20 protein-coding genes are annotated in these 25,782 nt (G+C 74.1%); 4 read left to right on the top strand and 16 right to left on the bottom strand.

What is annotated here, in order from left to right:
- Positions 1 to 59: 59 nt before the first annotated feature.
- The 5 genes from ACFQ80_RS15810 to ACFQ80_RS15790 form a co-directional block, all read right to left on the bottom strand.
- Positions 60 to 1,823, bottom strand: a complete 1,764-nt coding sequence (locus ACFQ80_RS15810) for an ABC transporter family substrate-binding protein (protein ID WP_430549122.1) — start codon at positions 1,821 to 1,823, stop codon at positions 60 to 62.
- A gap of 49 nt (positions 1,824 to 1,872) precedes the next feature.
- Positions 1,873 to 3,963, bottom strand: coding sequence for a dipeptide ABC transporter ATP-binding protein (locus ACFQ80_RS15805; protein ID WP_430549123.1), 2,091 nt, complete (start codon positions 3,961 to 3,963; stop codon positions 1,873 to 1,875).
- The gene (locus ACFQ80_RS15800; protein ID WP_430564318.1) at positions 3,960 to 4,895 is read right to left on the bottom strand and encodes an ABC transporter permease; all 936 of its coding nucleotides are present in this window, start codon (positions 4,893 to 4,895) and stop codon (positions 3,960 to 3,962) included. Before ACFQ80_RS15800 ends, ACFQ80_RS15805 begins: the two co-directional genes overlap by 4 nt.
- 15 nt (positions 4,896 to 4,910) lie before the next feature.
- The gene (locus ACFQ80_RS15795; protein WP_430564317.1) at positions 4,911 to 5,894 is read right to left on the bottom strand and encodes an ABC transporter permease; all 984 of its coding nucleotides are present in this window, start codon (positions 5,892 to 5,894) and stop codon (positions 4,911 to 4,913) included.
- Positions 5,895 to 6,414: 520 nt separating this feature from the next.
- A complete protein-coding gene (locus ACFQ80_RS15790; RefSeq protein ID WP_430549126.1) occupies positions 6,415 to 7,830 on the bottom strand; it encodes an LVIVD repeat-containing protein in 1,416 nt (471 codons plus the stop codon).
- A 157-nt stretch (positions 7,831 to 7,987) separates the two neighbouring features.
- On the opposite strand from ACFQ80_RS15790, the gene ACFQ80_RS15785 reads away from it, so the two are divergent.
- Positions 7,988 to 8,719 carry a DUF305 domain-containing protein gene (locus ACFQ80_RS15785; protein ID WP_430549127.1) on the top strand — a complete coding sequence of 244 codons (732 nt, stop codon included), beginning with the start codon at positions 7,988 to 7,990 and terminating at the stop codon, positions 8,717 to 8,719.
- A gap of 11 nt (positions 8,720 to 8,730) precedes the next feature.
- On the opposite strand, the gene ACFQ80_RS15780 is transcribed toward ACFQ80_RS15785, so the two are convergent.
- The 3 genes from ACFQ80_RS15780 to ACFQ80_RS15770 form a co-directional block, all read right to left on the bottom strand.
- On the bottom strand, positions 8,731 to 9,609 hold the full coding sequence (locus ACFQ80_RS15780) for a LysR family transcriptional regulator (RefSeq protein ID WP_430564316.1): 879 nt from the start codon (positions 9,607 to 9,609) through the stop codon (positions 8,731 to 8,733).
- Positions 9,610 to 9,939: 330 nt separating this feature from the next.
- Positions 9,940 to 12,177, bottom strand: a complete 2,238-nt coding sequence (locus ACFQ80_RS15775; protein ID WP_430564315.1) for a SpoIIE family protein phosphatase — start codon at positions 12,175 to 12,177, stop codon at positions 9,940 to 9,942.
- A gap of 121 nt (positions 12,178 to 12,298) precedes the next feature.
- Positions 12,299 to 13,126, bottom strand: coding sequence for a type II CAAX prenyl endopeptidase Rce1 family protein (locus ACFQ80_RS15770; protein ID WP_430564314.1), 828 nt, complete (start codon positions 13,124 to 13,126; stop codon positions 12,299 to 12,301).
- 92 nt (positions 13,127 to 13,218) lie between these two features.
- Between ACFQ80_RS15770 and ACFQ80_RS15765 the strand changes: the two genes are divergently transcribed.
- Positions 13,219 to 15,006 carry a SpoIIE family protein phosphatase gene (locus ACFQ80_RS15765; protein WP_430564313.1) on the top strand — a complete coding sequence of 596 codons (1,788 nt, stop codon included), beginning with the start codon at positions 13,219 to 13,221 and terminating at the stop codon, positions 15,004 to 15,006.
- Positions 15,007 to 15,092: 86 nt separating this feature from the next.
- Here the strand turns inward: ACFQ80_RS15765 and ACFQ80_RS15760 are convergent, their stop codons facing one another.
- The 8 genes from ACFQ80_RS15760 to ACFQ80_RS15725 form a co-directional block, all read right to left on the bottom strand.
- A complete protein-coding gene (locus ACFQ80_RS15760) occupies positions 15,093 to 16,148 on the bottom strand; it encodes a WxL protein peptidoglycan domain-containing protein (RefSeq protein WP_430564312.1) in 1,056 nt (351 codons plus the stop codon).
- A 7-nt stretch (positions 16,149 to 16,155) separates the two neighbouring features.
- Positions 16,156 to 17,838, bottom strand: coding sequence for an HtaA domain-containing protein (locus ACFQ80_RS15755; protein WP_430564311.1), 1,683 nt, complete (start codon positions 17,836 to 17,838; stop codon positions 16,156 to 16,158).
- An 80-nt stretch (positions 17,839 to 17,918) separates the two neighbouring features.
- Positions 17,919 to 19,304, bottom strand: coding sequence for a hypothetical protein (locus ACFQ80_RS15750; RefSeq protein ID WP_430564310.1), 1,386 nt, complete (start codon positions 19,302 to 19,304; stop codon positions 17,919 to 17,921).
- Entirely contained in the window at positions 19,301 to 20,638 is a 1,338-nt protein-coding gene (locus ACFQ80_RS15745; RefSeq protein WP_430564309.1) for a hypothetical protein, read from the bottom strand. Before ACFQ80_RS15745 ends, ACFQ80_RS15750 begins: the two co-directional genes overlap by 4 nt.
- Positions 20,635 to 21,474, bottom strand: a complete 840-nt coding sequence (locus ACFQ80_RS15740) for a heme ABC transporter ATP-binding protein (protein ID WP_430564308.1) — start codon at positions 21,472 to 21,474, stop codon at positions 20,635 to 20,637. Before ACFQ80_RS15740 ends, ACFQ80_RS15745 begins: the two co-directional genes overlap by 4 nt.
- Entirely contained in the window at positions 21,471 to 22,577 is a 1,107-nt protein-coding gene (locus ACFQ80_RS15735; RefSeq protein WP_430564307.1) for a FecCD family ABC transporter permease, read from the bottom strand. Before ACFQ80_RS15735 ends, ACFQ80_RS15740 begins: the two co-directional genes overlap by 4 nt.
- Complete coding sequence (locus tag ACFQ80_RS15730; RefSeq protein ID WP_430564306.1) at positions 22,574 to 23,737, bottom strand: hemin ABC transporter substrate-binding protein; 1,164 nt, start codon at positions 23,735 to 23,737, stop codon at positions 22,574 to 22,576. Before ACFQ80_RS15730 ends, ACFQ80_RS15735 begins: the two co-directional genes overlap by 4 nt.
- A 177-nt stretch (positions 23,738 to 23,914) precedes the next feature.
- Positions 23,915 to 24,562 carry a heme oxygenase (biliverdin-producing) gene (locus tag ACFQ80_RS15725; protein WP_430564305.1) on the bottom strand — a complete coding sequence of 216 codons (648 nt, stop codon included), beginning with the start codon at positions 24,560 to 24,562 and terminating at the stop codon, positions 23,915 to 23,917.
- 157 nt (positions 24,563 to 24,719) lie between these two features.
- On the opposite strand from ACFQ80_RS15725, the gene ACFQ80_RS15720 reads away from it, so the two are divergent.
- Together ACFQ80_RS15720 and ACFQ80_RS15715 are read left to right on the top strand one after the other, a co-directional pair.
- A complete protein-coding gene (locus ACFQ80_RS15720; protein ID WP_430549140.1) occupies positions 24,720 to 25,349 on the top strand; it encodes a DinB family protein in 630 nt (209 codons plus the stop codon).
- Positions 25,346 to 25,768: a VOC family protein gene (locus ACFQ80_RS15715; RefSeq protein WP_430549141.1), complete on the top strand. Its 423-nt coding sequence runs from the start codon at positions 25,346 to 25,348 to the stop codon at positions 25,766 to 25,768. Before ACFQ80_RS15720 ends, ACFQ80_RS15715 begins: the two co-directional genes overlap by 4 nt.
- Positions 25,769 to 25,782 lie beyond the last annotated feature (14 nt).

The raw sequence follows: 25,782 nt of genomic DNA, 5'->3' as shown, positions 1-25,782 counted from the left end.
CGACCAGGGCGGTCGTGGCGGCGTCGGCGTGCGTGGTGCTCAGCGGGTGACGCGGTGCGTCACTTCTGCCAGCCCCAGTTCTCCGGGTGCGGGGCGAGGCCCTGGAAGCCGGAGGTGCGCCAGCCGAAGTTGGCCAGGCCCTTCTTCACCGCGGTCATCTCCGGACCGAAGTCGATCGGGAAGGTGCCGTACTGCTCCAGCGCCTTCTTCTCCGCCTCGTTGAACGCGGCGACCGCCTGCGGGATGTCCTCGATGGTGCCCGGCTTCTTCATCAGCTCGTCGATCTCCTTCGACCCGATGTAGGTGAAGTTCGAGTCGGAGTCGGAGCCGTAGAGCTGGTAGCCCGAGGTGCTGTAGCCGTACGGGTCGGAGGACGACCAGGCCATGATGAGCATCTCGTACTTGCCGCCCAGCACGGTGTCCGAGAACTTCGACGAGTCCTGGTTGTCGAGCTCGACCTCGATGCCGGCGGCCTTGAGCATGGCCTGCACGGCGTTCGCCATGGCGGTCTGCGTCGGGCTGTCACCGAAGAAGGTGTACTTGAGGTGGACCGGCTTGCCGTCCTTCTCGTAGTAGCCCGACCCCTCGTTGAGGGTGTAGCCGGCGCCCTCGAGCGTGGCCTTGGCGTTCTCCACCGAGTAGGCGGCGTCGGCCGGCATGTTGTTCTCGTAGCCGTCCTGGATCGGCGACATCACCTCGGACCCGGCCGGGTCCTCCTCCCAGCCGAGACCCTGGAAGTCGATCTCGGCGAGCTTGGTGACGTCGGTCGCCTGCGTGACGGCCTTGCGCACCGCGATGTCCTGCAGCGCCTCGGCCTTGGTGTTCAGCGTGAACACGCCGGTCGACAGGGCGTAGTTGATGAGGATCTGCACGTCGTCCATGCCGCGCGCCACCTTGAGGCGGTCGGCCGCGGCCACGCCGGTGGAGTCGATCTCGCCGTTCTGGAACGCGTTGATGGAGGCGGCCTCCTCCATCTGCTTGAAGACGATCTTCTCCAGCTTCGGCGTCTCGCCCCACCACTTGGGGTTCGGCACGAAGGTGGCCTGCGTCTCGTCCTGCGAGTCGACGATGAACGGACCGGCGGCCCACTCGTTGTGCGGCTCGTTCACCCAGCCCTCGGTGTAGGTCTTCACGTCCAGGCTGTCCGGGTGCATCAGGTTCAGGAACAGGAACTGGTACGGGAAGAACGGCGCGTCGAAGGTGACGACGACCTGCTTGTCGTCCTTGCCCTTCTCCACCGACTTGACCTGGTCGTAGCCGGTGGTCGAGACCGGGTTGTAGCCCTTGGTCTTGCCCGACTGCGCCTTCCAGGTGGCCTCGAAGGCCGTCCAGTCGATCGGCGTGCCGTCGTTCCAGGTGGCCTTGGGGTTGACGTCGTAGGTGACGACCAGCGGGTCCTTCGAGGTGACCTCGACCTTGGACAGGTAGTCGGGGTTCGGCGTCGGGTTGCCCGCGACGTCGTAGTCCCACAGGGACGCCTGGTAGAGCTTCCAGAAGTCGCCCATGTACCGGGTGTTGCCGTCGACCGAGAACGCGTTCCAGTTCGGCGTGACCTCTTCGATCGGCAGCGTCAGCGTGCCGCCGTCCTTGACGTTCTCGCGGTCCTGCGGGTTGTTGTACGCCTTGCCGGCCTCGGGCATGGGCAGCGCGCCCTGGTACGACGAGGGGACGCCGTCGGCGGGCTGCGTCGTCATCGACGTGTCGCCGTTGCCCTGGGCCGTGCCCTCGTCGTCGCCACCGCCGGAGCCGCACGCGGCCAGGGTGAGCGCGAGCACCGCGGCAGCAGCGACCGCACCGACGCCCTTCTTGCGGATCGTTGTCATGATTCTCCTTGAGAAGCGTCTACCCGGTCGGGTAGATGACCCGGACGGGTCAGGCGCGGGTGGTCTCCCGCACGTCTGGGGTGCCCGCCGACATGGTCAGCGGGAAGTGGCAGGCCGCGAGCTGGTCGTCGCCGCCGGTGAGCACCGGCAGCACGGTGTCGCAGCGGTGCTGGTCGTCGGCCGACAGCGTGGCGCGCACGGGGCAGCGGCTGGCGAAGCGGCAGCCCGGGATCTCCTCGACCGGGCTGGGCAGGTCGCCCTCGAGCACCACCCGCTTGCGCCCGCGCTCGAGCTGCGGGTCGGGCAGCGGTACCGCCGACAGCAGGGCCTGCGTGTACGGGTGGCGCGGCGCGGTGAAGACCGCCTCGGTGTCTCCCGACTCGACGACCTGCCCGAGGTACATCACGGCCACGCGGCTCGAGATGTGCCGGATCACGGACAGGTCGTGCGCGACGAAGAGGAACGCGACGCCGAGCTGGGCCTGCAGGTCCTCGAGCAGGTTGATGACGCCGGCCTGGATCGACACGTCGAGGGCGGACACCGGCTCGTCGAGCACGATGAGCCGCGGGCTCACGGCCAGGGCGCGCGCGATGGCGATGCGCTGGCGCTGGCCGCCGGAGAACTGCGACGGGAACCGGTCGACGTGGTCGGGGTTGAGGCCCACCAGCTTCATGAGCTCGTCGATGCGGGCGTTGACCTTCTGCCGCGACCAGCCGTGCACCTTGAGCGGCTCCGCGAGCACGTCGTAGACCGGCATGCGCGGGTCCAGCGAGCTCATCGGGTCCTGGAACACGATCTGCAGGTCGCGCCGCAGCGCGGACCGCTCGGACCGCGAGAGCTCTTCGAGGTTCTTGCCGAGCACGGCCACCCGGCCGCCCTGCGGCGCCTCGAGCTTCATGATCTCGAGCAGCGTCGTCGTCTTGCCGGAGCCCGACTCGCCGACCAGCGCGACGGTCTCGCCGGCGCGCACGTCGAAGGTCACGCCGTCCACCGCCTTGACGGTGCCAACGCGGCGGCGCAGGAAGCCGCCCTTGGTGAGCGGGAAGTGCCGCTTGAGGCCCTCGACCTCGAGCACGACCTCGCGCTCGGAGCGCGGCACGGCCTCGAGAGTCGACTCGGCGGCCTCCGCCACCTCGTACACGTCCTCGAACGTGACGCCCTGCTCGGCGAGCTCGTCGGCGCGCACGCACGCGGCGAGCGTCTCGGGCCGGCCGGCCACGGGCAGCAGGTCCGGCTCGGCCGTGCGGCAGCGGTCCTCCGCCAGCGGGCAGCGCGCGGCGAACGGGCAGCCGACGGGCAGGTCGACCAGCGACGGCGGGTTGCCCTGGATCGGCACGAGCCGACGGTTCTCGCCGCGGTCGGGGCGCGGCACGGCGCCGAGCAGCCCCATCGTGTACGGCATGGCGGGACGGGCGAACAGCTCGTCGACCGGCGCCTGCTCCACGGGACGGCCCGCGTACATGACGAGGACGTCGTCGGCCACGCCCGCGACCACACCGAGGTCGTGGGTGATCATCACGACCGCCGCGCCGGTCTCGCGCTGCGCCTTCTTGAGGACCTCGAGCACCTGGGCCTGGATCGTCACGTCGAGGGCCGTGGTGGGCTCGTCCGCGATGATCACGTCGGGGTCGTTCGCGATCGCGATCGCGATCATCACGCGCTGGCGCATGCCGCCCGAGAACTGGTGCGGGTAGGCCTTGAGCCGCTCGGCCGGGTTGGGGATGCCGACCAGGTCCAGCAGCTCGACCGACCGCTCGCGCACCTGCTTGCGGTTCAGGTCCTGGTGCAGGTCGAGCGCCTCGGCGAGCTGGTCGCCGATGGAGAACACCGGGGTCAGGGCCGACAGCGGGTCCTGGAAGACCATCGCCATGTCGTTGCCGCGGTACTTCGAGAGCTCGAGCTCGCTCAGGCCGAGCAGCTCGGTGCCCTTGAGCCGGATGGAACCCTCGACACGGGCGTTCTCGTCGAGCAGCCCCATGACCGACAGGGACGTCACGGACTTGCCCGACCCGGACTCGCCCACGATGCCGAGGGTGCGCCCGGGCAGGAGGTCGAAGCTCACGCCGCGGACGGCGCGGACGGTGCCGGCCTCCGAGGCGAAGCTCACCTGCAGGTCGCGCACGCTCAGGACGGGGTTCATGCTCGGCCTCCCGACCGGGAGTTCGGATCGATGGCGTCGCGCAGCCCGTCGCCGATGAGCTGCACGGAGAACGTGAGCAGCACCAGCGCGACCGACGGCGCGATGAGCACCCACGGCGCGGTGAGGATGACGCTCTGCCCGGCCTGGAGGATGGTGCCGAGCGAGGTGTCGGGGGCCTTGATGCCGAGGCCGAGGAAGGACAGCGCCGTCTCGGCGTTCACGGCGGCGACCACGCCGAGCACCGTCTGGATGATGAGCACCGACCCGAGGTTCGGGATGAGGTGCCGGCGGATGATCGTGAACGACCGCACGCCCATGTACTTCGCCGCGTGCACGTAGTCGAGCTCGCGCAGCGACAGCGTCAGGGTGCGCAGCACGCGGGCGTACCCGATCCAGCCGAACACGGTGATGCCGAACGCGAGCCAGATCCACCCGTTGGCGCCCGAGGACGAGCGCACGATCATCGCGATGAGCAGGAACGACGGGATCACGAGCAGCATGTCGAGGACCCACATGCCGACGCGCTCCACCCAGCCCTCGAAGAAGGCGATGGTGGTGCCGACGATCGCGGCGATCACCGTGATCGCCACGGACGACAGGATGCCGATGGCGAGGGAGCGGCCGAGGCCGCGGGCGACGAGCGCGAAGACGTCGGACCCGCCCGTCGTCGTGCCGAACCAGTGCTCGGCGGACGGCGCCTGGGCGAGGGCGAGGAAGTCGGGCTCGTCGTAGCCCCACTGCGCGATGCGCGGGCCCACGAACGCGAACACGACGAGCAGCACCAGCAGGACCAGCCCGACGACGGCGGACCGCCGGCGCGCGAAGCGCCTGGCGATGAGGGTGAAGCGGCCGGTGCGCCGCAGCCCGGTGCTCTGCTCGTCCTCCGCCGTGAGGACGGCGGCGGCCGTGACGGTCAGCTCGGAGTCAGCCATGGTGTCCAGCCCTTCTCAGCTGATCCGGATGCGCGGGTCGAGCCACGCGACGACGAGGTCGGCCAGCAGCGCGCCCACGAGGGTGCACACGCCGGCGAACGCCGCGATGCAGGTCGCGCCGTTGATGTCGTTGTTGACGATCGTGGTGACGAAGTACCGGCCCAGGCCGTTGATCGCGAAGATCGTCTCGGTGATCACCGCGCCGGTGAACACCGTCGCGATCGAGAACGCGACGTTCACGGCCGTCGGGATGAGCGACGTGCGCAGCGCGTGCTTGCGGATCGCGAGGTTCAGCGGCAGCCCCTTGGCGCGCGCCGTCCGCACGTAGTCCGCCTTCATCGTGTCGAGCAGGTAGGTGCGCTGCGTGAGGTGGTAGCTCACGGCGCCGATGATCGTCAGCACGACGGTGGGCAGGATGAGGTGCTGCGCGAAGTCGAGGAGCCACAGCCATGGACTGTCGCCCTCGTAGCTGTGCAGCCCGGTGACGTAGAAGAGCCGGAACCCGACCGCCTCGTTGATGTAGATCGCGCCGATGACGACGAACAGCGCGAGCACCGCCGTCGGGATCACGAGGAAGAAGGTCGCGAAGCCGCCGAGCACGCGGTCCTGCCACTTGTACTGGCGGATCGCGGTGTACACGCCGATCGCGACGCCGATGACGATCGCGAGCACGGTGGCGAGCGTGACGAGCTGGGTCGACGCACCGATCCGGGTGGCGACCGCGCTGGCGACCGGCTCCTGGTCGGGGCTCAGGCCCCAGTTCCAGTGCAGGACGATGTCCGTCAGCCAGCGCCAGTACCGCAGCAGCAGCGGGTCCTCGTCGTTGATGTTCGCCGCGGTGAGGGACGCGTTGATCGAGTCCATCGGCGGCCGCGGGTTGCGCGACAGGTAGTTGGACCGGGGGTCCATGAAGACCGAGGCCAGCAGGTACGTCGCCGAGACGGCGACGAAGAGCATCGCGACGTAGTTGGCCGAACGTCGCAGGAGGAACCTGCCCATCAGTCGCGACCGACGGTGCGCGTCGGCACGGGCACGGGCACGGGTGTGCCCCCTCGTCCGGGTTGCTTGGTCCCGGTCAGCATGGCGAGAGGAGCGACGCGCATGGACTTCCCTGTGCACTGGGGGCTCGTGGCCCGACGACGCGCGCGGCCCGTGCCCGAGGGGCCGCGCCGCGCGCATGATGACGAAAGCGCAGGCCGAGCTGGTTTGGCAGGGCGCCTCACGATGGACCTGTGCAACAGTCGCCGACCTTACTCGCGCTGTGTTTCGCCGCGGTTCACGTCTTGTCACCCGGGCCTTCAGCGCACCGGAGATGAGACGCAGAACACACCCTAAGGCCGATAAAATTGCAGGTAGGCGCGTTCTGCGCCGGTGAACATATCGATTCGATCACGATCGTCGCCCCGGCCACCCATGCGCCGAGCGGCACGGGTCCCGGTGCGCGCACGACGACGGCCGGCCCACGCGAGGGTGGACCGGCCGCCGTCGTGCTCCCGGCAGTGCTGCCGGGCTCAGCGACTCAGAACTTCTGCTGCATCTGCGGGTTCAGCGACCTGAGGTTCGTCTTCGCCTTCCCGTCGATCCGGTCGTCGATGTCGAACGTGTCGAAACCGATCCCCAGGTCGTTCGAGTAGGCGTAGCCGTTGTACCAGTAGGTGGACCAGGTGCCACCGCTGGAGATGCCCGCGCCGCGGTCGAACCAGGCGAGCTCCTTCGGCTTCTTCGAGTTGGTGAAGTCGAACACCGAGACGCCGCCCTGGTACCAGGACTGGACCATGATGTCCTTGCCCTTGACGGGGATCAGCGAGCCGTTGTGCGCCACGCAGTTCTCGGTGGCGTCGTTGATGCGCGGGATCTTGTAGTAGCTCTGGAACACGAGCTTCGTGCCGTTCTTCCCGCCCTTCTTCCGGTCCTTCTCGATGTCGTAGATGCCGTTGGCACCGAGCTCCGGGGCGTACTCGCCGGTGCAGGTCGCCAGCCCGCCGCCGCCGAGCTCGTCGGTGAACACGACCTTGGTCGCGTCGTTGTTGAAGGTGGCCGAGTGCCAGAACGCGAAGTTCTCGGTGTCCCGGACCGTGCTGATCACCTTCGGGTGGGCGCGGTCCTTGATGTCCATGAGGATGCCGTCGCCCATGCACGCGCCGGCGGCGAGGTCCTTCTGCACGTACGTGGTGATGTCGTGGCAACCCGACGTCGCCGAGGCACGACGGTCCGGGTCGCCCTCGTAGCCGCCCTCGGGGAAGAGGTTCGGCGTCCCCACCAGCGTGGCGGCGGCCGGGTTCTTCACCGGGATCTTCACGACCGAGATGATGTCGTGCGGCGGCTGGCAGTCCGGGTAGGACGAGCTCGGGCTGTACGACGAGACGTAGACGTACAGGTCCTTGCCGTTCTTGCTCGGCGCCAGGGAGTGGGTGTGGGAGCCGCAGGCCGTCTCCACGGACTTGACGTACTCGGGCTCCAGCGGGTCGGAGATGTCCCAGACCTTGATGCCCTCCCAGGCGTCCTTCTCCGTCGCGGGGCGGGTCGTCGAGGCGCACGAGTCGTCGCTGCGCGACGAGTCGGTCGAGAGCACCAGGACGTCGCCGTAGACGGAGATGTCGTTCTGCGAGCCCGGGCAGTACACCTGCAGCGCCTGGACGGGCTCCTCCGGGTCGGAGAGGTCGTACACGGTGAACCCGTCGTAGTTGCCCGCGAAGGCGTACTTGCCCTGGAACGCGATGTCCGAGCCGGTGCCCTGGAGGGCGCCGTTCTTCGGGTTGTTGCTGAGGTGCTCGATCTTCGACGACGCCACCTCGCCGGGCGGGACGTCGGGCTCGGCGGCGTCGGCGGCCGATGCGGGGGTCGCGAGACCCAGCGCGCCCGCGACCAGGGTCAACGAGAGGGCGACGCCGACGACGCCTCTCGTCCGTGAACTTCTCGTCCGTGAACTCCGCATCCGTGCACTCCTCATCGGTGAACTCAGGGTTGGACGACGCGCAAGCGCCACACCTCGTTGTGTTGGTCACCCTGAGTGTTGTCTGGAAGCATCCTCCCCACCAGCCGTCCGGGCATCTTTTTACGTGGTGGCAACACCCTCAGGAGAGGATCTTCCGGTGATCACAGACCTCCGGCTCCGCCGCACGAGCGGCCGACGCACCGCCCTGGCCTGTGCCGCCGTGCTCGGCGCGGGGCTCGCGGTCGCGGGGTGCACCGCCGAGGAACCCGAGCCGGCGCCGACGCCGTCGTCGGCCGTGCTGGTGCCGGGGAAGCCCGGCGAACCCGCCGAGACCATCGCCCCCGAGGACTACGAGGGGATGGGCGACGCCGACGTGGTCACCGACGCCGACGCCGACTTCATGACGAAGATGATCGGCCACCACGCGCAGGCCGTGGAGATGGCGCAGCTGGTCCCCGAGCGGTCGACGTCGGCGCCGCTCGCGAAGTTCGCCGACCGCATCCGCCTGACGCAGGACGGCGAGATCGACTACATGAGCCGCTGGCTCGAGGACCAGGGCCTCCCGGTGCCCGCGGTGGCGACGGCGTCGCCGAGCGCCTCGTCGGACGGGAGCGGGCCGCGCGCCCCGCAGGCCCACGACCACGGCTCCATGCCCGGCATGCTGACGGACGCCGAGATGACAGCCCTGGCGGACGCCGACGGCACCGACTTCGAGCGGCTGTTCCTCGAGGGCATGATCAAGCACCACGCGGGCGCGCTGGAGATGGTCGACGACCTCAGCTCCACGGGGCGGGACGAGACGGTCCAGGAGTTCGCCGCGAACGTGGCGGCGGACCAGATCGCGGAGATCGACCGGATGTCCCGGCTGCTCGACGAGCTCCCCGACTGAGCGCTCCCCGCTCACCCGCCGCGGGCGACCTCCGCGGCGAAGACCCGCAGGAGCGGGGTCGCGTCGGACGAGCGCCACACCAGTGCCCAGCGCACCGCGGGCGCGCCGTCGAGCGGGAGGTACGTAACGCCCGGCCACGGGAAGTAGCGGCGACCCTCGTCGGGCACCGGGCACACGACCTTTCCCGCCGCGACGAGGGCGAGGATCTCCTGGTAGGTGGCGGCACCTGGTCCGCGGGGCACCTCCCGCCCGGACGGCGTCCGCTCGGGCAGGACGCCGGCCAGCCACGACGGCGGCGCCGCCCCGCGGATCGCCGGCACGGCGTGCTCGGCGAGCGCCTCGACGTCCGCCCGCCCCGCCGCGGCGAGCGGGTGGCCCGTCGCCACCAGGAGCCGCAGCGGCTCGGACCGCAGCACGGGGCCGACGGTGAGGTCCGGCTCCTCGACGGGCAGCCACGTGGTCAGGACGTCGACGTCGCCGCGCCGCAGCGCGGCGAACGGGTCGCTGAAGACGACCTCGTGGAAGCGCAGCTCGACGTCGGGGTGCCGCGCACGGAACCGGGCGAGGTCGGGCTCCAGCTCGTGCGCCTGCCCGCCCATGAAGCCGAGCGTCAGCGTGCCTGCCACACGTCGCGCCGCGGCCGTGGCGGCGGCGACGGCGGTGCCGATGCCCTCGTAGGCGGGGCGCAGGCCCGCGCGGAGCACCTCCCCCACCGCGGTGAGCTCGACCTTGCGGCTTGTGCGCGCGAACAGCGGCGCCCCGACCGCCCGCTCCTGCTTGCGGATCGACTGGCTCACGCGCGACACCGACACGTGCAGCCGCTCCGCCGTCCGGCCGAAGTGCAGCTCCTCCGCGAGGGTCAGGAAGATCTCGATCTCACGCAGCTCCACGCCCCGTCGCACCCCTCGCCGCCCGCACCCCCGGCCCGGGCGACCGATCGTTGACCCGGGGTGAACGAGCGTAGCCGGATCGGCCGTTGATCCGTCTCGCGGGCGCGGCAAGCCTGGGAGAGCGCCCGCGAGGGCGGGACCGACCGCACCGCACCGCACCCAGGAGGACCACCATGCGCCCACCCTTCGTCGCCGAGCACGGCTCCCCGAGCGCCCGGGCCGCCGGGGGTCCACGCCGGCACGAGCGCCCGCTGCACCGGCCCGCCCCCGCGCGCCGGCTGCCGCCGGCGTCGGTCCGGCGGCGTCACCGGGCCGCGGGTGCGCCCGGCGTCAGCCGCGGCCCAGGGCCGTCACCATGAGCATCGTGGAGTCGTCGTCGGACTCCAGCCCGGCGAGCTTGTGCTCGATCACCTCGAGGTCGCGGGTGAGCCCCACGGTGGAGCGGAGGTCCTCCAGCCGCTCCAGGATCCGCGTGCCGCGACGTTCCACGAGCCCGTCGGTGTAGAGCAGCAGGGACTCTCCCGGCGCGAGCTCGACCCGGCCCGCGCGCACGGTCTCGCGCATCGCCCCGACCGGGGGGTTGCGGACCACCTCGACGAACCGGGCGCCCTGCGCGTCCGCGACCACCGGCGGCAGGTGGCCGGCGCAGACGTAGTCGACGGCGCCCGCCCCGGTGCCGGGGTCGACCTCGAGGATGCCGACCAGCAGCGTGGCCATGTCGTCGGTCAGGAGCGTCCGCGCGAGGCGGTCCAGGCCGCCCGCCGCCGTCGCGACGTCGCGGTGCTCGAGCAGCAGGGTGCGCAGGCCGTTGCGCAGCTGGTTCATCGCCGACGCGGCGGGCAGCCCGTGGCCGGCGACGTCGCCGATCACGAGGGCGGTGCGGCCGTCGGGCAGCTCGAACGCGTCGTACCAGTCGCCCCCGACCCGGCCGCCGTCCGCGGGGCGGTAGCGGGCCTCGAGCCGCCACCCGGGCAGGGTGGGCAGCACCGCCGGCAGCGAGGAGTGCTGCAGCACGAGCGCGGCGCCGAGGTCGGGCCGCGAGCGCCGGTACAGGAGCTCGACGACGGTCCGACGCGCCACGAGGGCGGCGCGGACGTCGTGGTCCGACCAGGGCTCGCAGGTGCCGTGCACGGCCTCCCGCCACGCCGCGAACGACTGCCGGGGGCCCACCCGGACGACCGTGCCGCTCTCGTCCCGGTCGACCGTCTTCGCGCGCGGGTCGCCGCCCCACGTCACCTCGCGCGCGACCTCACGGCGGAACAGGGCGAGCAGGTCGCCGTCCGGCAGCGGGGCGACGAGCGCGCCCGCGACCTCGCCCAGCCGGTCCGCCAGCTCCGGGTGCTCGGTCCGCAGGTCGTGCGACGCGTACACCGGCGCCGTCCCGCCGTCCCGGCGCGGCCGGGACGTCCGCCGGACGGCGTCGACCACCAGGTCGGGCACGTGGGGGACCAGCCCGACCGTCGCCGTCGCGTCGCCGGTGCGGACCACCGCGCCGTCGACGCCGAGGATCCGCAGCAGCTCCGGCTGGGCGACGGCGTCGGACACCGGGTCGTCCTCCACCCGTACCAGCGCCTCGAGCGCCCTCGAGACGTCGCGGGCGTGCTGCGCGTCGTCTGCGGCGGCGCGCACCACCATCTGCAGGGACAGCCCCGAGGCGAGCGCCTCGGCCGCCGCACGGACCTCGAGCGACGGCGTGTGCGGGCCGTCGACGTGGTGGCACGCGACCATCCCCCACAGCCGGCCGCCCCGCAGCAGGGAGATCGACATCGAGGAGCGGACCCCCATGTTCCGCAGGTACTCGACGTGCACGGGAGACACCGCGCGCAGGCTCGCGAACGAGAGGTCGGTCGGCTCGCCGGTGCCGGGCAGCAGCGCGGGCACCAGGTGCCGCGGCACGGACTCGACGTCGGAGATGAGCCGCAACCAGCTCTTCTCGTACAGGGCGCGGGCCTGCGGGGGGATGTCGCCGGCCGGGTACCGGTGGCCGAGGAACGGCTCGAGGTCGGCGCGGCGCGCCTCGCCCACGACCTGGCCGTGGTGGTCCTCGTCGAACCGGTAGACCATCACCCGGTCGAAGCCCGTCACCTCCCGCACGCCGCGCGCCGCGAGCTCGTACAGCTCCTCGAGGGAGCCGGCCGTCGCCGCCTGGCCGAGCACCGTGTACGCCGCGCGGTACGGCTCGGCCGGGTCGGCGCCCTGGTCCGCGAGCGGCTCGAGCTCGACGACCACGACGGCCTGCGGGTTGCGGTGGGTGGACGCCACCCAGGTGCGGCCGTCGAGCACGACGCGCCGCAGGCCGTCCGCGAGCGGCCCGCCGTCGGCGACGTCCTCGAGCCGGAGCGCCGCCGCCGCGTCCTCGCCCAGCAGGGCCGGGAGCGTGCGCCCGAGCACGTCCTCGGCCGCCACCCCCAGGAGGTCCTCGGTGGTGGCCGACGCCTGGACGACGACGCCCCCGGCGAGCACCAGCAGCACGCCACGGGGCTGGACCGAGCCCGGGACGTGGATGGGTTCGGCCGCACAGACCTCGAGGTCGGTGTCGTCCCCACTGCCGCGGACGGAGCTCTGCATCGACGATCAGCCTCATCCTCGGGCTCGTTCGTGCACGGCAGCCGCTTCTTGGCGCGCGCGGGGGAACCCTCCCACGCCGCTCGCACCGGCTCCAAACGCACCGGCAGGGCCGCCGGACGGCTCAGGGCGCCGTGACGAAGACGTCGAAGAGCTCCGGGTGGTGCCCGTGCACCAGCACGGCGAAGACGACGAGGTCGAACAGCAGGTGCACGGCCACCACGTAGGTGAGGCTCTTGTAGCGGCTGAAGATCCACCCCTGCACGAGGGCGAACGGCACGGTGAGCAGCGGACCCCACTCGCGGTAGCCGAGCTCCCACAGGAACGACACGAAGATCGCCGCCTGCAGCACGTTCGCCGTCCACAGGCCGAAGTGCCGGCGCAGCAGCGCGAACACCGTGCACACGAAGAACAGCTCGTCCCAGATGCCGACGGCGTTGACGCCGACGAACAGCCGGGCGACGTCCTGCCCGCTGTCGAGCTCGGGCCAGTTGAGGTAGGCACCGGAGCCCAGGAAGTACCAGGGCAGCACGAGGTAGCCGACCACCACCACCACCACGAGGTACACGTACTGACCGCGCGACCAGCGCCGGCCGGTCGCGACGGGGAACCGCACCGCGCCGGCCCCGTCGTCGTCGCGGAACCAGAACCGCGACGCCGCCCAGGGCACCAGCACCGCGAGGGACAGCACGACCGCGAACCGGGCGATGCCGGCGTCGGACAGGTCCGCCTCGAGCGAGATCGTCGAGATGATGCCGAGCGCGACGGCGATCAGCGCGAGGTCGCGCCCGAGGCGCCGGTCGACGAGCAGGCCGAGCGCGACGCCGGCCACGAGCGGCACGTAGGCGAGGGGCCGCACGTGCACCGCGAACAGCAGCACGGCCGACGCGGACACGAGCGAGGCGGCCAGGATCCGCGGCAGCGCGGCGGGGGCACGGCGGGTGACGTCCATCGTCCGGCGAGGATATCCGGGCGCCTGCGTGGAAGAATCCGGGGCATGGTCGCGGGTCGCGGAGCGCAGAGCCGTGACGGGGGTGCGCGCCTGTGACGTCCCGATCCTCCGGCCCGACCGCACCGCCCCAGGACGCCCCGACCGCCGGCGCGGTGCAGGCGCTGATCGCCGCCGGGCTCGCCCGGCCGGTCGCCGACGAGTCGTTCGACCGCTTCGCCCGGCTGGTGCAGCGCCAGCTCGGCGTCCCCACCGCCCTCGTGACGCTCGTGCTCCCGGACTCCCAGGTGTACCCCGGCGCGCTCGGGCTGCCGGACCCGTTCCAGGCCACCCGGCGCACCACCCTGAGCGAGCCGCTGTGCGGCGAGACCATCCGCTCCGGCGCGCCCCTCGTCGTCGAGGACCTGCGCGCCGACCCGCGCTTCGCGAGCCGGGAGACGGTCACCGCGCTCGGCATGGGGTCGTACGCGGGCTTCCCGATCTTCGACCGGCACGGCACCGCCGTCGGCACGGTGTGCGCGCTGGACACCGAGGCGCACGCGTGGAGCGCGACAGACCTCGCCACCCTGGCCGACCTGGCCGCGGCCTGCACCGCCGAGCTGCGGCTGCGGCTCGAGCGGCAGCGCGCGCACCGCATCCAGCAGGTGGCGGTGCACGCCACGCGCCGCACCCGCATGCTGCTCGACCTCACGGACCGGTTCGCCGCCGCGACCACCCTCGACGAGATCGTGGACGCGCTGCGCGCCTCGGGCCCGGGGCTCGGCACCGTGTGGGCCGCGCTGGCGCTCGCGGAACCCGGCGGGGCCGGCCTCACGCTCGTGGAGCGCGACGGCGCCTACCCCTACCTGCCGCGGCACTGGCGCTTCGACGACCCCGCGGTGGCGTCCGTCGCGCGCGCCCGCCGGGCCGCGTTCTACCGGGACGGCGCGGCCGCGCTGCGCGCCCAGCCGACGTGGGAGCCGTGGATCGACCCGTCCCTCGGCGGGCTCGCGCTGGTCCCGATGGTGGTGGACGACCGGCTGCTCGGCGTCGTCGTCCTGCTGTGGCGCGGCCCGCACGAGCACGACGACGAGAGCCGCCGCACGGCCGCCACGCTCGCGTCGTGCGTGGCGCAGGCCCTGGTGCGCATCCGGGTGCTGGAGGACCGGCACCGCGTGGCCACCACGCTGCAGGCCGCGATGCTCACCAACCTGCCCCGCGTGCCGTACCTGGAGCTGGCCTCGACGTACGCGTCCGCGACCCGCACGGACAAGGTGGGCGGGGACTGGTACGACGCCGTCGAGCTCGACCCGCGCTCCACGGTGCTGATGATCGGCGACGTCACCGGGCACGACATGCAGGCCGCCGCCCGCATGGGTCAGCTGCGCGCCATGCTGCGCACCCTCGCGTGGTGCCAGGACGCCCCGCCGGCACGGCTGCTGCGCGAGCTGGACCGCGCCAACCGCGGCCTCGCGCTGACCGCCAGCGGCACCGCCGTCGTCGCGCGCCTGGACCGCACGGGCCGCGGCGAGCCCGGCAGCGGCGACGACCGGTGCCGGCTGTGGTGGGCCAGCGCCGGGCACCCGCGGCCGGTGGTGCTGCGCGCCGACGGGAGCGTGCACGAGCTCGACGGCCGTCCCGACCTCATGCTGGGCGTCGACCCGTCGGTCTCCCGCCGGGACCACGCGGCCGAGCTCGGCCCCGGCGACACCCTGCTGCTGTACACGGACGGGCTCGTGGAGTCGCGCACCACGACGTTCGCCGCCCGCGCCGAGGAGCTGCGCGGCGTGCTGGCGGACCTGCACGGCGGCCCGACGGCGGAGCTGCCGCAGCGGCTCGTCGACCGGATGGTGCGCGGGCAGCAGCGCGACGACGTAGCCGTGCTCGCCGCCCGGGTGCGCTGACCGCCGAGGTCGTCGGCCTTCCGGAGCTACCTCGCGGGATCCGGAGCTACCTCGCCGGGTCCGGAGCTACCTCGCGGGAGCCCGAGCTACCTCGCCGGGACCGGAGCTACCTCGCGGGATCCGGAGCTACCTCGGCGGGCGGGGCGGGTCCGCCACAGCGGCCAGGCGGCCGCGCCCGCCACGACGAGCACGACGACGCCGAGCAGGGCCCAGGGCACGGCCCAGCCCGCGGCCGTGGCGGTCGCCGTGGTCGCCCCGCCCCCGCCGACGCCGACGACGAGCCCGTCCGCGCGCACGTCCGCCGCGACCCGGAACGTCGGGCGCACGCCGTCGACCTGCACGGTCCGCCGCACGACGGCGCCCGGCAGCAGCTCCTCGGCCGGCGCGCCGCCGGCTCCCGCGCTCGCGCCGGGCCCGGTGAGGCGCACGCTCTCGGTGGGCACCAGGCGCGCGTTGCCGGTGTTGGTCAGCGTGTAGGTGACGGTCGCCCGCGACGCGCCCACCGGGTTGGCGGTGGGGTGGACGACGACGCCGACGTCGGACACCGCGAGCCCCGGCGCGAGCGCGCCGCCGACCCGGGCGTGCACGCGCAGGGCGAGGCGCCGGTCCACGCTGAGCGCGCCGTCGCCGACCTGCTGGCGCAGCGAGGTGACGACGCCGCCCGCGTGGTCGCCCGGCGTCGCGTCGTCGGGCACGCTGAGGCTGAACGGCACCTCGGCCGCGTCCCCCGGCTCGATCGTCACGGTGCCGTCGCCGCCCTCGCCGCCTGCGTCGAGCGTGAGCCACGCCCCGAGGTCGGTCGGCTCCTGGTCGGCGGGCAGCAGGTCGAGGTGCCCGCTCGGCGTCGTGACGGCGTCCGTCCCGTAGACGGACAGCTCGAGCGGCGCGGCCGAGCGGTTGGTGACGACCAGGACGTCGCGGACCCGCTCCCCCGGCTCGACGTCGTAGGCGAAGTTTGCGCGCCCGGCGCCCAGCGTCCCGTCCTTCGGGGCGAGGGACCAGGTCAGGTCGTCGGACGCGGCGTGCGCCGTCGCCGGGGCGGGCAGGACGACGGCGACCGCGGCGGTGGCGAGGACGGCCGCCGCCGCGGCGCGCACCCGGGACGGGGCGCGCCGCGACGACGGGCGGTGGTGCGTGCTCACGGGAGGGTCAGCCCACCGCGGTGAGGGTCAGCACGCCGGTGTAGTCGCCGGCCGGCGTGGACAGCGGGATGCTCAGGTCGAGCCCGGCGTCCACCGCGACCGAGCCGGCCGCGTGCCCCTCGGGCGCGGAGACGAGCGTCGCCCCGCCCTTGAGCCCGGAGCCGGAGCCCGCCACGACCGCGGTGCCCGCGACGGCACCGCCGGTGTTGGCGCCGAGCGCCGGCGTCCAGCCGAGGGCGGAGCCGCTGAACGACCGGCTGCCGGCGAAGAAGTCCGTCACCGTGCCGGTGACGCTCCACGCCGGGCTGCCGGCGCGCGTGTCGGTGACGGTGACGCGGCGCAGGTCGCCGGTCGCGGTGAACGCCGCGTCACCCTGCGTCGCGGTGCCGAGGTTCACGGCGCCGCCCGACGCGACGGTCCAGGTGAACTCGCCCGGCTCCGGCTCGACCGGGCCGCCGCCGTCGCCCTCGGGCACGGTGACCTCGACGTCGACGTTCTCGCCGTCGCCGCCCGCGGGCGTGAACGCGACGGGCACGGCGAGCTCCTGCGCGGCGTTGGCGGCCGCGCCGCCCGCGGCGTAGGTGTACACGCCGTAGACGCCGTCCACGGAGTCGTCGGTCTTCACGTCGAGGTCGGCGCTGAACGTGCCGTCCTCCTTCAGCAGCACGAGCTGCTCCGCGACGCTCGGGTTGGAGGCCTTGAGCTGCGAGTACGACGGCTCCGGCAGCGCCCACTTCTGGCTGACGACCTTGCGGGCCGACGACGCGACGCCGTCCGACGGGCGCCAGTCCTGCGCGAACTTCCCGAAGACCACGTACACGCCGGTCGGCTGGCCGGTGGTGATCGGCGGGCGGGTGGCCGTGTTCGCGGCCGGGTCGAAGCCGCTGCCGGTCACGGTGAGCGTGCCGGTCGCGGCGGGGTCGAAGCCCGCGCTCTTCGAGAGCGACACCGACGGGTTCCACGTCTGGGCGGGGGCGGCGAGGTCGGCCGTGACCGTGAGGTCGTCGAGCTCGGCGCCGGCCTGGAGGAAGTCCTGCAGCGCGGACGCGCCGGCCGCGGTGAGCGTCACGCCGTCGGCGGTGACGGAGACCTGGTCGCCCGACACGTCCACGGTCGTGGTCGCGACGTCGCCGAGGACGACGTCGTCGCCGCCGTAGGTGCCCTGCTCGTACCCGAGGTTGTTCTCCGGGATCTCGACGCTCAGGTCGCCCACGACCTTCCCGACCCCGCCGGCGACCTCGATGCCGACGTTCTCGACCGTGACCGTGAACGCGTGCGACGGGAAGTGGAACACCGCCCCGCCGGACGTGGTGACCGCGAGGTCGTCGGCGTCGGTGACGCTGCCGCCGGTGACGGGCAGCAGGTAGGGCAGGGTCTCGTTCGGCGGCGTCGTGTCGACGGTGGCGGCGGGCGTGCCGTCGACGTCGAACGTGGCCGGGTCGACCAGGGTGATGCGCTCGCCCACCGGCACCGCGCCGACGGGCGGCAGCGCGGCGGTCTGGAGGCCGACGTAGCGGCGGAAGCTCTCGCGGAAGCCCCACGAGGCGCTGCCGCTGTCCGCGACGACGTCCCGCGGCGCGGCGGCCTGGGCGGCGGGTGCCGCGACGAGCGCGGCCCCGAGGCCCACGGCGAGCGCCCCGGCGCCCGCGACCAGCCGGCCGTACCGGGCCGGACCGAAGGTCTTCGACATGTCAGTTGTCCGTTCGTTCGTGAAGGGAGAGGAGGTGGGGTGGGGCGGGGGTCTGGGCGGCCCGCTGGGCGTCCTGCCAGCTAGGGCCGGAAGGGCAGCACGAGCCAGCGCCGGCGGAAGCCGACGACGGCCCCCGAGGCGGCGAGCAGCAGCCCGGTCGTGGCGACGGCGAGGCGGTCGGTGCCGGCGCCGTCGGCGGTGCGGAGGAGGTCGGGCACGAGCGGGGTCGCGCCGCCGCCGAGCGTCGCCGCCTGCACGGCGGGGAACGCGGTGAGCGGGGCGGCGGCGAGCGTCGCCGCACCGGGCGAGCGGGGAGTCGCGAGTCCGGCGGCTCCGAGCCCGCCGCCGGGTCCGCCGCGCGTGGCGGCCCCCGGCCCGGCCGCGCCGCCGGTCCTCCCGGCGGCGCCGGCCGTCCCGGACGTGCCGCCGCCCGGCCGGTCGGCGCCGCCGGGCGTGTTCGCACCGCCGCCCGTGCCGACGCCGCTCACCGGCGGCGTGCTGCCGATGCTCTGCGCGGCGTCGAAGCTCACGCCGACGACGGCGGGCGGCTTCGCGGCGTCCCGGTGCCCGGAGGAGTACCAGTAGGAGGCCTGCCCGGTGCGCTGCTGGAAGTCGACGAGGTTCTGCGGGAACGACCCCCAGCACGACCCGGCCGGGTCCTGGCGCACCTGCGGGGCGCTGTCGCCGGCGTCGACCCGCACGCCGCAGTAGGCGGGCTGCAGGAAGCCGCCCTTGCTGCCCGTGAGCTTCTCGCCGTCGAAGGTCGCGAGCGTCACCCGCGTCGCGGGCAGCCTCCCCCACCGGGTGACGTCCTCGCGGTCCGCGGCATACCCGCCGGCGGTCGCGGTGAGCGTGCCGTCGCCGTCCGCGTCGAGCCGCAGCACGGGGTCGCCGGCCCACCAGTACGTCATGCCGCCGTAGAACACGACCGTGAACGAGCCGGTCCAGCGGATCTCCACGGACCCGTCGGCATCCCGCGTGCCGCGACCGCCGGCCATCACCACCTCGGCGCCGGACGTCGTGGAGAGCGTGACCTTCTCGCCGGTCGGGCCGGTGCACCGGGTGCCGAACGTGGCCTGCCGCTGGGTCGCGGCGGCGCCCGTGCCGACCGTGCGCAGCACGCGCACGTTCCCGGCCCGCCCGTGGTAGAGCCCGGCGTCGCCGTCGTCCCAGACCCGGCTGCCGCCGGTGTCCCCGTCCGTGCCCGGCGTGCCGGCCATGAGGAAGTTGCAGCCCACGTAGTTGCCGGAGCCCGCCTCGGTGTTCACGGCCCACCGCAGCTCGGCGTCGGTGAGGGTCGCGGCGCCGCCGTCGCCGTCCCCCGCGCCGTCCCGCGGGGGCACGGTGACGGTGAGCGGGATGACGTCGTCCGGGTCGTCCGCCGCGAGCGCCGGGGCGGCGGGGAGGGCGAGGAGCGCGAGCACCGCCGCGGCGGCGAGGGCCGCGCGGGTGCGACGCTCGCTCACGGCTCCACCTCCGTGGCCGGGTCGGTCGGGGTGTCGTCGGCGCCCGGGGCCGCCGCGGCGCGGGCCGCACGGCGCCGGCGCGCGGCGGTGACCGCGGACGTCACGACGAGCAGCAGGAGCAGCAGGGCGGCGGCGCCGACCGCGAGCTCCGCGGGGCTGTAGGCCAGGCCGAGCGGCCCGGCGCCGGCCGCACCGCCGTCCGCGCTCGCGGCCGCGACCAGGGCGTCGGCGGCCTCGGCGTCGGCGGGGTCGCGCGTGACGATCACCTCGACCTCCGGCTCCCGCCCGGACGACGCGCCGGTCAGCCTGAGCACGTGGGTGCCGAGCCGCAGGTCGGACGGCAGCTCGAGCAGGCCCGCCACCTCCCCGTGGTTGCCCGCGCCGAGGGGGCCGACGGCGAGCAGCCCGTCGTCGAGGGTCGCGACCACCTGCTCCCCCGGCTCGAAGCCCTGACCGGCGAAGCTGAGCACGCGGCCTGCGACGGCCGTCGCCCTGTCGACGCCCACGGTGGCCTTGCCGGGCAGCTCGGCGGTCGCGCCCTCACGCGGGGCACCGGAGTCCCTCGCGCCGTCGCCGCCTCCCGCGTCGCCCGCGCCACCCGTGGCCCCCGGAGCGGCCTCGGCCGCGGCGCCGTCCCCGCCGCCGGAGCCGCCGGACGTCCCGGCGCCCGAGCCGCCGCCCGTCCCGGTGTCGTCGGTGCCGGTGCCCGCGGCCGCGCCGTCGAACGACACGGGCGTGAACGACTCGTTGGCGGCGTTCGCGACCCCGTGCGCCCCGATGGTGATGACGCCGCACCGCACCTGGGTGCAGTCCACGTCCACGGCGCTGCCGGAGCGGTCGACGGTGCTGAAGCGCGCCCCGGGCACCACGAGCCTCGCGGACCAGGTGCCGTCGGCCGCGATGGTGCCGCCGTTCGCCTCGGCCGCGGTGCTCGACCCGGGGAACGCCACGAACCGCTGGTAGCCCGCGTTGTCCGCGGCCTCCGAGTCGGGCACGTACCGCAACGTCTCGCCGGTCGCCCCGCCGGCGCTGGGCCGCCACGACCCGCCGGACGGGTCGGACACCCAGCCGAACAGCACGTAGACGCCGCCGAAGGCGTTCTTCACCGACTGGAACCCGCTGCCGCGCAGCGTCAGCGTCGTGGGGCCGTCGGCGGCCGCCCGCGCGGCGCCGTCCACGCCCGAGACGGACACGCGCGCCGCGGCCTGCGCCGCCGGGGCGGTCGCGACGAGCGTGCCGACGCCGAGCGCCGTGCTGAGCAGCGCAGCGAGCAGCAGCGCGAGGGTCGTCGTGGTGCGGTCGGCCGGGCGGCCTGCGCGACGGGTCGGGTTCATGCGGGGTCCTCGGCGAGCGTGGGGAGCGTCGGGTCGTGCTCGGGCGCGGCGCCGTGCCGGGGCAGCACGAGCAGGGCCCCGGTCACGGGGTGGGGCAGCACGTCGACGGGGTGGTCGTAGACGTCGGTGAGCAGGGCTGTGGTGAGCACGTCGGCGGGTGCGCCGTGCGCGGCGACACGGCCGCCCGCGAGCACCAGCACGCGGTCGGCCCACGCGGCGGCGAGCGCCAGGTCGTGCAGCACGACGACGACCGCGCCGCCGGCCCGGGCGTGCTCGCGGGCCCGGGCGAGCACGCGCTCCTGGTGCCGGACGTCGAGGGCGGCGGTGGGCTCGTCGAGCAGCAGCAGCCGCGGCTCCTGGGCGAGCACGCGGGCGTACGACGCGCGCGACTTCTCGCCCCCGGACAGCGTCGGGTAGCGGCGCGCCGCGAGGTGCGTGACGTCGGCGTCGTCGAGGGCGTCCGCCACGACGAGGTCGTCGCGGTCCTCCGCGTCGGTGCCGCGCCAGGGTGCGCGGCCCATGCGCACGACGTCGACGACGCGGAACGGGAAGCTGACCTGGTTCTCCTGCAGCAGCACGCCGCGGTGGCGGGCGAGCTCCGCCGGGCGCACGGCCGCCACCGGGGCGCCGTCGAGCGTCACGGCGCCCTCGTCGGGTCGCCGGTCCCCGGCGAGCACGGACAGCAGCGTCGACTTGCCCGCGCCGTTCGGGCCGACGACGACGAGCACCTCGCCGACGGGCACGTCGACGTCGACGGCGTCGAGCAGCGTCGCCCCCTCGACGCGCACCGTGGCGGCGCGGACCTGGAGCAGCGCGCCGGTGCCGTGCCCCGTCATGCCCAGCCCCCCGCCTGGCGGCGCGTGCGCCGCACGAGCCAGAGGAAGAAGGGCCCGCCGACGAGCGCGGTGAGCATGCCGATCGGCAGGTCCGCGTAGGGCACGGCGGTGCGGGCGACGAGGTCCGCGGCGAGCAGCAGCACCGCGCCGCCCAGCGCGCTGGCGGGCACGAGGACGCGGTGCCCGGGGCCGACCGCCATGCGCACCAGGTGCGGCACGACCAGCCCGACGAACGAGATGATCCCGCAGAACGCGACGGCGGCGGCGGTGAGCAGCGCGACCACGACGACGGCGACGACGCGCAGCCGCTCGACGTCCACCCCGAGGTGCCGGGCCGAGCGCTCGCCGAGCGCGAGCAGGTCGAGCCGGCGCGCCATCGCGCCCGCGGCGACGAGCCCGACGACCACCAGCGGCGCGACGATCGCGACGTACGCCCAGCGGGTGCCGTTGAGGGACCCGAGCTGCCAGAAGATGATCTGCTCGCGCTCCTGGGTGTCGCCCAGGAAGGTGAACAGGGCCAGCACCGCCCCGCACACGGCGTTGATCGCCACGCCCGTGAGGACCAGCGTCACGACCTCCGTGCGCCCGCCGGACCGGGCGAGCGCGTAGACCGCGAAGGTCGCGACGAGGCCGCCGAGGAACGCCGCGCCGGCCGTCGTCCACGGCCCGGCGACGCTCACGCCGAGCACGATGGTCGCCGACGCCGCGACGGCCGCGCCGGACGAGACGCCGACGACACCGGGCTCGGCGAGCGGGTTGCCGAACACGCCCTGCATGAGCGCGCCCGCGGCGGCGAGGGCCGCGCCCACCAGGATCGCCATGACCACGCGCGGGAAGCGGATGGTCCACAGGGCGGCGTACCCGTTCGGGTGCGACGGCTCCGTACCGAGGTCGAGCCCCAGGCCCCGCGCGAGGCCGCCCAGCACCTCGGCCGGCGGGATGTGCAGGTGCCCCGAGCCCGCCGCGACGACGGCGAGCGCCAGCAGCGCCGCCGTCAGGCCGCCGAAGAGCCAGGCCACGCGGGCGGGGACCGCCGGGGGCAGCGGCGACGGGTCGGCGTCGGGGACGGCCGCGCGCGTGGCGCGCGGTGCGGTGGCGGTCACCCCTCGCTCCCGGAGGACGAGCTCTCGGAGGAGAGGCTCCCGGGGGCGTACAGCGCGCGGGCGAGCGCGTCGAGCACGGCGGCCGTCTCCGGGCCGAAGGCGAGGATCTGCGAGTCGTCCATGGCGACGATGCGGCGGTTCTCCCCCGCGGGCGTCTGCGCGAGGGCGGGCAGACGCTCCAGCAGCCCGTCGACCCCGCCTGCCGACTCGAGGCCCTTGGACATCATGAGGAGCACGTCGGGCTGCGCGGCGACGATGCCCTCGTCGTTGACGGGCCGCATGCCCTCCCAGCCGATCTCGGACGCGACGTCGACGGCGCCGACCGACTCGACCAGCGAGTCCGCGCCGGAGCCCTCGCCGAACAGGTAGTAGACGCCGGCCTGGCCGCGCACGTAGAGGAAGGCGACGCGCAACCGGTCGGACTTCTCCTGCGGCGCGAGCTCCGCGACCTGCGCGACGACGTCGTCGACCTCGGCCTGGGTGCGCTCGGCCAGCTCGGCCCCCTCGCCGGGGACCCCGAGCGCCTCCGCCACCGACCGCACGAGGTCGCCCGACGTCTCCACGCTGCGGTGCGGGTCGAGCACGACGACGGGGATGCCGGCGTCGCGCATCTGCATCAGCACGTCCCACGGCCCGAGGGTCGTGTCGGTGAGGATCACGGTGGGCGCCAGCTCCAGGACCGCCTCGGCGGTCAGCTCGTGGCCGTTGGCCGTGACGAGCGGGAGGTCGGCGATCTCGGGGAAGGTCGAGGAGGTGTCACGCCCCACGACCCGGTCGCCCAGGCCCAGCTCGAAGACGGTGCGCGACAGCGTGCCGTACAGGTCGAGCGCCAGGATCCGGCTCGTGTCGGTGACGGTGACCTCGGTCCCCTGGGCGTCGGTCACGGTCACCGGGAGCTGCGGCTGCGGGTCGTCCGCGACGGGGGCGACGGGCGTCTCGGCGGTGCGCGCGACGGTCTCCCCGGTCCACTCCCGAGGGTCGTCGAGCACGTCCAGCTCGGTCAGCGGCGTCGTGTCCACGGCAGCCGCGCCCTGCTCGACGACGCCGCCCGGGCCGAGCGCGGTGCAGCCGGTGAGGACCAGCGCGACCAGCGGCGCGACCAGCAGCGCGAGCGGGGCGGCGAGGGCACGGCGGGCGCGCCGGACCGGGCGGGAGGACATGCGGGTTCTCTCCTTGGTGGGACGGCCGCCGGGACGGGGCCGGGCCGGACGCGACCTCGCGCCGGAGTCCTGCTGAGGCATGCCTAACTTAGGCGAGGCTGACCTTAGTTGTCACGCCCGGAACAGACGTCGGCCCGGGTGATCCGCGTCACCCGGGCCGGGGCGGTCAGGGGCGGGTCAGGGGTGCGCGACGCCCAGCTCGCCGAACATCGCACGGTTGAGCCGGAACGCCTCCTGCGCCTCGGAGACGGCGAGGTCCACCTCGGTGTCGTCGAGCTCGAGCCCGTCGAGGCGCTCGCGGTACAGGTCCTTGAACGGCTTGGCCTTGCGGATCTCGTGGAAGTCGTAGAACTCCAGGCCCGCGGCGCCCATGCCGTAGTGCCGCTGCATCATCCGCTGGATGACCTGGCCGCCCGAGAGGTCGCCGAGGTAGCGCGTGTAGGCGTGCGCCGCGTAGCAGGCGACGTCGCCCCCGACCGCGTGCAGCCGCGCGACGTAGCGCTCGGTCGCGGGCAGCACGCGCACGACGTCGCGCCACCCGGCGCCGTACAGGTGCGCGAGGTCGCGCTCGATGGTGGGCACACGGGTGAGCTCGTCGAAGACCAGGGCGCGGCCGCGCTCGTCCGCCCGCATCCGCTCGCTCGCCTGCTCCAGGGCCGTGTAGACGGCAAGCTGCTGCGCGGCGAGGTCGGCGTACGCGTCGACGTCGAGCCGCCCCGAGAGGAGCCGCTCGACGAACCCCTCGGACTCCGCCTGCGAGTGCTCGGCACGCGTCCCCTCGCGCAGCCGGGTCGAGAGCGGGGCGATCTCCGCGAGCACCGTCATGGGACCTCCAGGGTCGTGGTCGGCCGGCGTCCGGCACCTGAGGTCATGACGGGTTGTCACGACCTGGCGTCACCATAACAGCCGGAGTAAGGGTTGCCTACCCTGATCTTGCGCCGCGGGCGTGCGGGCTGTCGGTGCCACCCGGCAGGCTGGGCCGATGACGACGAGCGAGCTCCCCCCGGACGCCAAGGCCGTGCTGCACCGCTACCTGCGCGAGGCGCGTCAGGCGCTCGTGTGGAAGGTGGAGGGACTGTCGGAACGGGAGGCGCGGATGCCCCGCACCCCCACCGGCACCAACCTCCTCGGGCTGGTCAAGCACGCGGCCACGGTGGAGATCGGCTACTTCGGAGACGTCTTCGGCCGTCCGTGGCCGCGGCCCGAGGACGCGCCGTGGCTGGCCGCGGCCGACTCCCCCGACGCGGACGCGGAGGCCCTCCAGGCGGAGTTCTTCGCCACCGCCGACGAGCCGGCCGACCGGATCCTCGGCCTGTACCGGCAGGTGTGGGACTTCGCCGACGCCACCATCGACGCCCTGCCGCTGGACGCACCCGGGCGCGTCTGGTGGTGGCGCGAGGGGAACCGCGACGTCACGCTGCACCAGATCCTCGTGCACGTGTCCACGGAGCTGAGCCGGCACGCCGGGCACGCCGACATCCTGCGGGAGGAGGCCGACGGCGCCGTCGGGATGCGGGCCGACAACGACAACCTCGCCGACGGGTTCGACTACACCGCGTTCACCACCCGGCTGCGCGGCATCGCCGAGCGGTTCCCCGAGGAGGCACGATGACCGACCACGACGTCCCGACGATCCGACAGGTCGTGCTCGACACCACCGACGCGCGCCGGCTCGCGGAGTTCTACCGCGAGCTGTTCGGCCTCGCGTACCGGGCCGGCGACGAGGCGCCGCCGCCCGGCGCGCCCGACCCGCGCGGCGAGGACTGGCTCGTGCTGCGCCACCCCGGCGGCGTCCCCCTCGCGTTCCAGCAGGTGCCGTCGCTGCCGCCGAGCACGTGGCCCGACGACGGCGTGCCGCAGCAGCTGCACCTCGACGCGACCGTGCCCGACGTCGCAGCGCTGGACCGCCAGCACGAGCGCGCCCTCGCGCTCGGCGCGCGGCTGCTGCACGACCGGTCCGACGACCCGGAGGAGCCGCTGCGGGTCTACGCCGATCCCGCCGGCCACCCGTTCTGCCTGTTCGTGGGCTGACGGCACCTCGCCGC

It is taken from the genome of Isoptericola sp. NPDC056578, from assembly GCF_042793275.1.
Taxonomy (GTDB): Bacteria; Actinomycetota; Actinomycetes; order Actinomycetales; family Cellulomonadaceae; genus Isoptericola.
This window is presented reverse-complemented; position numbering and strand designations above follow the sequence as displayed.

Excerpts from the sequence above, each read along its gene's own strand:
- ACFQ80_RS15810 (WP_430549122.1), bottom strand. The coding sequence starts at position 1,823 with ATGACAACGATCCGCAAGAAGGGCGTCGGTGCGGTCGCTGCTGCCGCG.
- ACFQ80_RS15805 (WP_430549123.1), bottom strand. The coding sequence starts at position 3,963 with ATGAACCCCGTCCTGAGCGTGCGCGACCTGCAGGTGAGCTTCGCCTCG.
- ACFQ80_RS15800 (WP_430564318.1), bottom strand. The coding sequence starts at position 4,895 with ATGGCTGACTCCGAGCTGACCGTCACGGCCGCCGCCGTCCTCACGGCG.
- ACFQ80_RS15795 (WP_430564317.1), bottom strand. The coding sequence starts at position 5,894 with ATGGGCAGGTTCCTCCTGCGACGTTCGGCCAACTACGTCGCGATGCTC.
- ACFQ80_RS15790 (WP_430549126.1), bottom strand. The coding sequence starts at position 7,830 with ATGCGGAGTTCACGGACGAGAAGTTCACGGACGAGAGGCGTCGTCGGC.
- ACFQ80_RS15775 (WP_430564315.1), bottom strand. The coding sequence starts at position 12,177 with ATGCAGAGCTCCGTCCGCGGCAGTGGGGACGACACCGACCTCGAGGTC.
- ACFQ80_RS15770 (WP_430564314.1), bottom strand. The coding sequence starts at position 13,126 with ATGGACGTCACCCGCCGTGCCCCCGCCGCGCTGCCGCGGATCCTGGCC.
- ACFQ80_RS15755 (WP_430564311.1), bottom strand. The coding sequence starts at position 17,838 with ATGTCGAAGACCTTCGGTCCGGCCCGGTACGGCCGGCTGGTCGCGGGC.
- ACFQ80_RS15745 (WP_430564309.1), bottom strand. The coding sequence starts at position 20,638 with ATGAACCCGACCCGTCGCGCAGGCCGCCCGGCCGACCGCACCACGACG.
- ACFQ80_RS15740 (WP_430564308.1), bottom strand. The coding sequence starts at position 21,474 with ATGACGGGGCACGGCACCGGCGCGCTGCTCCAGGTCCGCGCCGCCACG.
- ACFQ80_RS15730 (WP_430564306.1), bottom strand. The coding sequence starts at position 23,737 with ATGTCCTCCCGCCCGGTCCGGCGCGCCCGCCGTGCCCTCGCCGCCCCG.
- ACFQ80_RS15725 (WP_430564305.1), bottom strand. The coding sequence starts at position 24,562 with ATGACGGTGCTCGCGGAGATCGCCCCGCTCTCGACCCGGCTGCGCGAG.
- ACFQ80_RS15720 (WP_430549140.1), top strand. The coding sequence starts at position 24,720 with ATGACGACGAGCGAGCTCCCCCCGGACGCCAAGGCCGTGCTGCACCGC.
- ACFQ80_RS15715 (WP_430549141.1), top strand. The coding sequence starts at position 25,346 with ATGACCGACCACGACGTCCCGACGATCCGACAGGTCGTGCTCGACACC.